At 54.7% G+C, this 6,588-nt stretch carries 6 protein-coding genes; all 6 read left to right on the plus strand.

Annotated elements, in window-relative coordinates:
* The first annotated feature begins 300 nt into the window (after positions 1 to 300).
* Positions 301 to 1,074 (plus strand): glutamine amidotransferase, encoded by a 774-nt coding sequence (locus SC206_RS04985; RefSeq protein ID WP_332734794.1) that lies wholly within the window; start codon positions 301 to 303, stop codon positions 1,072 to 1,074.
* A gap of 17 nt (positions 1,075 to 1,091) precedes the next feature.
* Positions 1,092 to 1,865, plus strand: a complete 774-nt coding sequence (locus SC206_RS04990; RefSeq protein WP_332734796.1) for an ATP-binding cassette domain-containing protein — start codon at positions 1,092 to 1,094, stop codon at positions 1,863 to 1,865.
* 86 nt (positions 1,866 to 1,951) lie between these two features.
* The gene (locus SC206_RS04995) at positions 1,952 to 2,935 is read left to right on the plus strand and encodes an autoinducer 2 ABC transporter substrate-binding protein (RefSeq protein WP_332734798.1); all 984 of its coding nucleotides are present in this window, start codon (positions 1,952 to 1,954) and stop codon (positions 2,933 to 2,935) included.
* A 46-nt stretch (positions 2,936 to 2,981) separates the two neighbouring features.
* Positions 2,982 to 4,004 carry an ABC transporter permease gene (locus SC206_RS05000; protein WP_332734800.1) on the plus strand — a complete coding sequence of 341 codons (1,023 nt, stop codon included), beginning with the start codon at positions 2,982 to 2,984 and terminating at the stop codon, positions 4,002 to 4,004.
* A complete protein-coding gene (locus tag SC206_RS05005) occupies positions 4,001 to 4,990 on the plus strand; it encodes an ABC transporter permease (protein ID WP_332734802.1) in 990 nt (329 codons plus the stop codon). Before SC206_RS05000 ends, SC206_RS05005 begins: the two co-directional genes overlap by 4 nt.
* Positions 4,990 to 6,303: a M20 family metallopeptidase gene (locus tag SC206_RS05010; RefSeq protein WP_332734804.1), complete on the plus strand. Its 1,314-nt coding sequence runs from the start codon at positions 4,990 to 4,992 to the stop codon at positions 6,301 to 6,303. Before SC206_RS05005 ends, SC206_RS05010 begins: the two co-directional genes overlap by 1 nt.
* The last annotated feature ends 285 nt before the right edge of the window (positions 6,304 to 6,588 follow it).

A 6,588-nucleotide genomic window follows, 5' to 3' on the forward strand; every position in this document is an offset into this window, starting at 1 on the left:
AGCTCGGATTCCAAAGGCCCGAGCGACTGCGGGCCTTTGGGCGGTCTGCGCCGCCGCGCAGTAAGCGAAGCGCATGCCCTTGAACTTGAATTTGAATTTGAATTTAAAAACTTGCCTTTAGATTCCCAATCTAAAAAAATTTTGCGATAAAAGATTAAATTTTGTCCTAAAAGCAATTGCCTTTAGATTCCAAATCTAAAACCCAAAGGATGGGTCAAGCCGCTATTTACCCTTTACTAAACCGGTTTACTTTGATATCAAATGACCATTAGCTTAAAAAATCACCTCTAGGAGAGCGAAATGAGCAAACGGGTATTACTGTTGGGTGAAAGCTGGGTGAGCTCGGCGACGCATTACAAAGGCTTCGACCAGTTTGGTAGCGTGACTTTCCATTTAGGGGCCGAACCGCTGGTTAAAGCGCTCGAAAACAGCGAATTTGAACTGACCTATATGCCAGCTCATGAGGTAGTCGAAAAGCTGCCGTTCGATTTGGAAAGCCTCAAAGCCTACGACGCCATCATCCTCTCCGATATCGGCGCTAATTCCCTGCTGCTGCCACCCGCCGTTTGGTTGCACAGCAAACCCATGCCAAATCGACTCAAATTGCTACGCCAATGGACCGCAGAAGGCGGCGGCCTGATGATGATCGGCGGCTATTTCTCCTTCCAGGGGATCGACGGCAAAGCCCGCTGGCGCAATACCCCCGTCGAAGAAGTCCTGCCCGTGACCTGCCTGCCCTACGACGATCGCCTTGAAATTCCGGAAGGATTCTCGGCAAAAATTATCGCCGATCACACTCATCCGATTCTAAAAGGTATTGAAGGTGAATGGCCGCTGCTGCTCGGCGCAAACGAAGTACTGCTGAAAGAAGGTGCGGAAGTGCTGGCCACGCTGCCTGAAGATGAAGGCGGCCATCCGCTGCTAGTCAGCGGCACGTATGGTGAAGGCCGTTCCATGGTCTGGACCTCGGACATCGGCCCGCACTGGGTCCCGGGCGAATTTATTCAATGGCCGGGATACGATCAGCTGTGGAAAAACTGCCTGAGCTGGCTCACTCGTCTGGACGAAAAATAACCCCGAGGGCAATGCGGATGACTCAGCCCTACGTTCAGGCCAAACAGATCAGCAAGCGTTTTGGCGCGTTGACCGCGCTCAATGACATCAATATTGATATCTATGCTGGAGAAGTACTGGCGCTGATGGGCGATAACGGCGCAGGTAAATCAACCTTCACCAAAGTGCTGGCGGGCGCCTATCCCGCCTCTTCGGGTGAGCTGCTGGTCGACGGTAAATCAGCGGTATTTTCCTCGCCAAAAGAGGCGGCAGATTGCGGCATTGCGACTATTTTTCAGGAGCTTGCGCTGTCTGAAAACCTTTCGATTGCTGAAAACGTGTTTCTTGGACGCGAACTTAAACGCCGTTTTTTAGGAATTCCATTTCTACGCCAACAGGCGATGCAAACGCGGGTTGCCGAGCTGCTGCAAGAACTCGAAGCGCACATTACTGACCCGCAGGCGCCGGTTGGCAGTCTCTCCGGCGGGCAGCGTCAGGCCGTGGCAATTTGTCGAGCATTAAACCTTAATGCGCGTTTAGTCATTATGGATGAACCCACGGCGGCGCTGGCCGTCGCCGAAACCCGCAAAGTATTGGCTCTGACCCGCAAACTGGCCGAGCGCGGCTGTGCGGTGGTGTTGATTAGTCACAATATTTCCGATGTTTTTGAAGTCGCCGATCGCATGGTGGTGTTTCGTCGTGGCCGTAAAATTGCCGAAAGACGTCGTACCGAGACCACGCCAGAAGAAATTGTTGCCTTAATTACGGGCGCTCATCCCGACGCGCGGGCGTTCGATGCTGTCACTGTTTAGCCGCGTTATTCCTTTCGTGTTTTTTCTTTATAGAGGGTAGACCCATGATGTTAAAGAGTTCACGGATTTTAAAGCATTCAGGAATAGTGAAAACGCTCGCGGCAACGCTGGTCGCCTCTGCCCTGCTGGTTTCGGCGACGGCGAGTTCTCAAGCGGCCGACAAACCGAAAGTGGCCTTCGTGCCGCAAATCGTCGGTATTCCCTACTTTAAAGCGATGCAAGATGGCGGCGAACGCGCAGCCAAGCAGTTTGGCGTCGATTTTGTCTATTCTGGACCTGTCGATACCAATCCAATGGACCAGCTGCAAATCGTACAAAACCTGATTGCACAGGGAGTTAACGCAATTTCTGTCAGCGTGCTTGATGCGTCGAGCATTGCGCCCGTGGTCGAGCAGGCCAAGGCCAAAAATATCAAGCTGTTTACCAGTGACAGCGATGCGCCCAACAGCGGTCGCGCCGTCTATGTCGCGCAGGCTACCGATCAGGGATTAGGCGAAACGATTATCGATCAGATGGTCGAGCGCGTCGGCGATCACGCTACGATCGGCATTGTGTCGGGTGAGGCCACTGCCTCCAACCTCAACGCCTGGATTGGTTTTATGCAACAGCGCGTTAAAGAAAAATACCCCAACGTTACCCTGCTGAAACCCCAATTTGCGGGCGGAACCTCGAGCCGCGCGGCGCAAATTTCTACTGATTTAATCTCTTCACATCCTGATTTGAAAGGGATTATTGCCGTCGCGTCTACCACTTGTCCGGGCGTAGCGCAGGCTATAGAAACGGCGGGTAAAATCGGCAAAGTCATCGGCACAGGCTATTGCAGCCCTAATACGGCGCGCGCCTATCTGAAAAGCGGATCCTTTGGTTTCTCCGTACTGTGGGATCCTGAAAAGCTCGGTTATCTCACCGTTTGGGCCGGTAAACAGCTGATCGACGGCAAAAGTTTTAGTGCCGAAAACAAGGTCCCTGGCCTGGATCAGCCTGTGAAATATGATGCCAAAACGGGCATTTTACTGCTTGGCGCACCCGCGGTATTTACCGCTAAAAACGTCGATCAGTTCCATTTCTAAACCTGCCGAACAGGTTTGTTGAGTTGTTAACGGAGAGCGCAGCGCTGTGGCAAACCCCAAAAGCTTTAAATCGCTAATTTCGTTATCTGGGCGTTATTTTTCTGGGCGTGAACGCACGCTCGCCTCCGTGTGCCTGCTGGCGGTGATTGTTTTCAGTTTTGCCTCACCGTATTTCGCGACGGTCGACAACCTTTCGACCGTGCTGCGAAACAGCGTCGAGCTGCTGTTGATTGGCCTCGGCATGACGCTGCTGCTGGCAATGGGCGGCGTCGATGTTTCTGTCGGCGTGGTGATGGGATTAGCGGCCATCGGCGTGGGGCAGCTGCTTAACACGCCGCTGGATCCTACGATAACGGCGCTGGCAGGTCCGCTGATCGGCATTATTGCCGGTTTGATCACGGCCTGCGTGGTGGTACTCGGCAAGATCCCGTCGATCGTCGGCACGCTCGGGCTGTATGGCGTTTATCGCACCGCTGTCTTTGCGCTGCTCGGCGGGCAATGGCTGTCAGGCCTGCCCGCCACTCTCACCCAACGACTCGACACCCGCCTGCTCGGCCTGCCCGTAACGGCGTGGGTCATCATTTTAGCCTATTTTCTGGTGTGGCTAGCGCTGCGCCGCACGCCGTTTGGCCCGCACTTGCTCGCGATTGGCCACTCTCCCGACAAGGCACGGCTGTCGGGTATTGCCGTCACGCGGGTTCGTTTTATCACCTTTATTATTAGCGGCGCACTCTGCGGGCTGGCAGCCACCTTTTATGTTGCCACGTATCGCAACGTGGAAATGACCATCGGCAGCACGCTGGCGCTGGAAGCTATCGCCGCCGTAGTCTTGGGCGGCACCAGCATTATCGGCGGACATTGCAGCCTGTTGGGCACAGTGCTGGGCGTGTTTTTGCTGCGTATTTTGCAAAACGGCCTGCTGCTGATTGGCGTGCCGTCGCTGTGGCAAACGGTAGTCACCGGCGCTTTATTATTGCTGGTATTGATTGCCGAAGTGGCAACCGGACGCCTCAGATATTCTCCGTGGATGATGCGCCTTAAACGCGCCAATGGGAGGCTGCCATCATGAAATCGGCGAAAGGTTTCACTCTGCTGCGCTGGAGCCAGCGCAATCTGGTGTTAACGATTTTAGCCGCGCTCTGGGCGGTGCTGATTATTGTGGTACTGGTCGCGCAGCCGTCGATTTTATCGGGTTCCACCCTGAGCAGTATTTTACAGTTCGCCACGTTGCTGGCGTTGGTTTCACTCGGTCAGGCGCTGGTCGTATTGTGCGGCGGCGCAGGGATTGATCTCTCCGTCGGCGGCAATGTGTCACTCTCTGCCATCGTTGGCATTACTAGCGTGCAGGCCGGATTGCCCGCTGCATTTTTGCCCGTGGTCTGCCTGCTGTGTGGCGCTTTGCTCGGCGCGCTGAACGGTATTCTGGTCGCCAAACTGCGGATTTACCCATTGATTGTTACTCTCGGCACCTTTTATCTTTATTCCGGCCTGGCACTTTGCCTCACCGGCGGCGCGGCACAGTCTGGCGTGCCAAGCTGGGCGCTGCCTTGGGGTCGCGGCATGCTCGGCGATATTCCGCTGCCTTTCCTCACTCTCGTTGTTCCTGCGTTTTTAATAGTAGCGATTTTGCTCTCATTTACCTCATGGGGACGCTGGATTTACGCAATGGGATTTAATGAACATTCGGCACGGCTAGTCGGTATTCCGGTCGACCGGATGCGAATTGTGCTTTACAGCCTGTGTGGGCTACTAGCGGGCGCGGCGAGCTTTGTTTCGCTGTCGTGGCTGGGCAGTGGCCGTCCTGATGCGGGGGTCAATCTCGAGCTTGAATCTCTTACTGCCGCGCTGCTCGGTGGTATCGCTATTTTTGGTGGCAAAGGCGGCGTGAGTGGCGTTTTTGCTGCCGTGTTACTCCTCGTCGCGCTGAAAACCAGCATGCTGCAATTTGGTATCAACAGCGTGTGGCAGGTCGGCGTGGTCGGCCTGTTGCTTATCGCCGTGCTGCTGGCCGATCGTCTTTCTTCCCGCGTTTCGCAAATTAACGGAGCCCGATAATGTCTCTTTCAGAAAAGATTTCCGCGCATATAGAAGCGAATCCACAGCGCATCGTCGATACGCTGTGCGACATTTTGTCGTTTCCGTCGATTGTATTAACCGACCCGACTCAGGCCGGGCCCGGCGAACGCGACTGCCAGCTTTATCTGCAAAAACGCCTCGAGGCACTTGGCATGACCACTGACCTTTGGGATCCAGACGGCCCTGCGCTGTATGAGAAATACAAAGGCCGACCGGGTGCCAACAAGGGCCGAACGTTTGAAGGTCGCCCGAATCTTGGCGGCACATTGAAAGGCAGCGGCGGCGGAAAATCCATCATGCTGACCGGCCACATCGACGTAGTGCCGCCCGGCGCGCGTGCGCACTGGAACACCGATCCTTTTGCTCCTCAAGTCATCGACCAGCAGGTCTTTGGCCGTGGCGCAGTGGACATGAAAGGCGGCGTCGCCTGCATGCTGATGGCGGTAGAATTTTTGCAGGAACTGGGCATCACGCATGCCGGAGACATCGTGTTTACCACGGTGGTCGATGAAGAGATTGGCGGCATGGGCTCGCTGGCGATGGTCGATCGCGGTTTCAAGGCTGACGCCGGCATTATGACCGAACCCAGCGCCAACCGCATTGCGCCACTGTGTCATGGCATTTTATGGGGGAAAATTCTGGTCAACGGCGTGGGTGGACACGCTGAGTTAATGCCAAATTCGTGGTACAGCACGGGACCGGTAGACGCCGTGCAGCTGTGCCGACAAATCATGGACGGCATCGACATCATTAATCGTCGCTGGCAGTTTGATCCGAAGAAAAATCATCCGTTGATGGAGTTACCCAATCAGATTCTGGTGACTCAGCTGAAGGTCGGCGAACACGCCTCTTCCACCGCCGGTTATGGTGAAATTGTGATTGACGTGCAGTATTTACCCTCAGAGAAAGATGAGTTTGGTCTTGGCGGCCACGTGAAGCGCGAGGTTGAGGAACATTTAGCGAACATTTGTTTGGCGGATCCTTATTTGCGACAGCATCCTGCCAAAATCGAGTGGATCCTTGACGCCGACTGCGCCGAAATCCCTTCGGATCACCCTTTTGTGCAGACTTTTCAGCAGGCCGTGATCGAGGCTGACCTTTCACCCGTACTCTCCGGCTTTGGCGCGCACAGCGACATCGGCCTGCCGACGGGATTGGGCAACACACCAACGGTTAACTTCGGCCCCGGTGACCCTGCGCAGTCGCACCAGCCAAACGAGCGGGTATCAATTGCGGACTTGGTGAGCTGCACTAAAGCCATAGCACTCACGATTGAAAAATGGTGTAAATAGGTGTTTTTGGTGCTGCGCGCACGGCTTTGAAAGCTTTTGATTCAAAATCAACTGCATGCGCTGCGCTTACTGCGCGGCGGCGCAGACCGCCCAAAGAGGCGCAGTCGGGTTTAGATTTGAAAATCTAACAGCAAACTTTTAAATTCAAATTCAACTTCATGCGCTTCGCTTACTGCGCGGCGGCGCAGACCGCCCAAAGAGGCGCAGTCTGCACTGAACCCCAGATCCTGGACACTTCCAGAATCTGAAGGGTTATCATTATGAAGCATCCTGTTTCACTGCGGC

The sequence above is a fragment of the Rouxiella sp. T17 genome (genome assembly GCF_036663475.1).
In the GTDB taxonomy this organism is placed as follows: domain Bacteria; phylum Pseudomonadota; class Gammaproteobacteria; order Enterobacterales; family Enterobacteriaceae; genus Rouxiella.

Bases quoted from the DNA above. Each gene is read 5' to 3' on its own strand.
- SC206_RS04985 (WP_332734794.1), top strand. From the start codon at position 301: ATGAGCAAACGGGTATTACTGTTGGGTGAAAGCTGGGTGAGCTCGGCG.
- SC206_RS04990 (WP_332734796.1), top strand. From the start codon at position 1,092: ATGACTCAGCCCTACGTTCAGGCCAAACAGATCAGCAAGCGTTTTGGC.
- SC206_RS05005 (WP_332734802.1), top strand. From the start codon at position 4,001: ATGAAATCGGCGAAAGGTTTCACTCTGCTGCGCTGGAGCCAGCGCAAT.
- SC206_RS05010 (WP_332734804.1), top strand. From the start codon at position 4,990: ATGTCTCTTTCAGAAAAGATTTCCGCGCATATAGAAGCGAATCCACAG.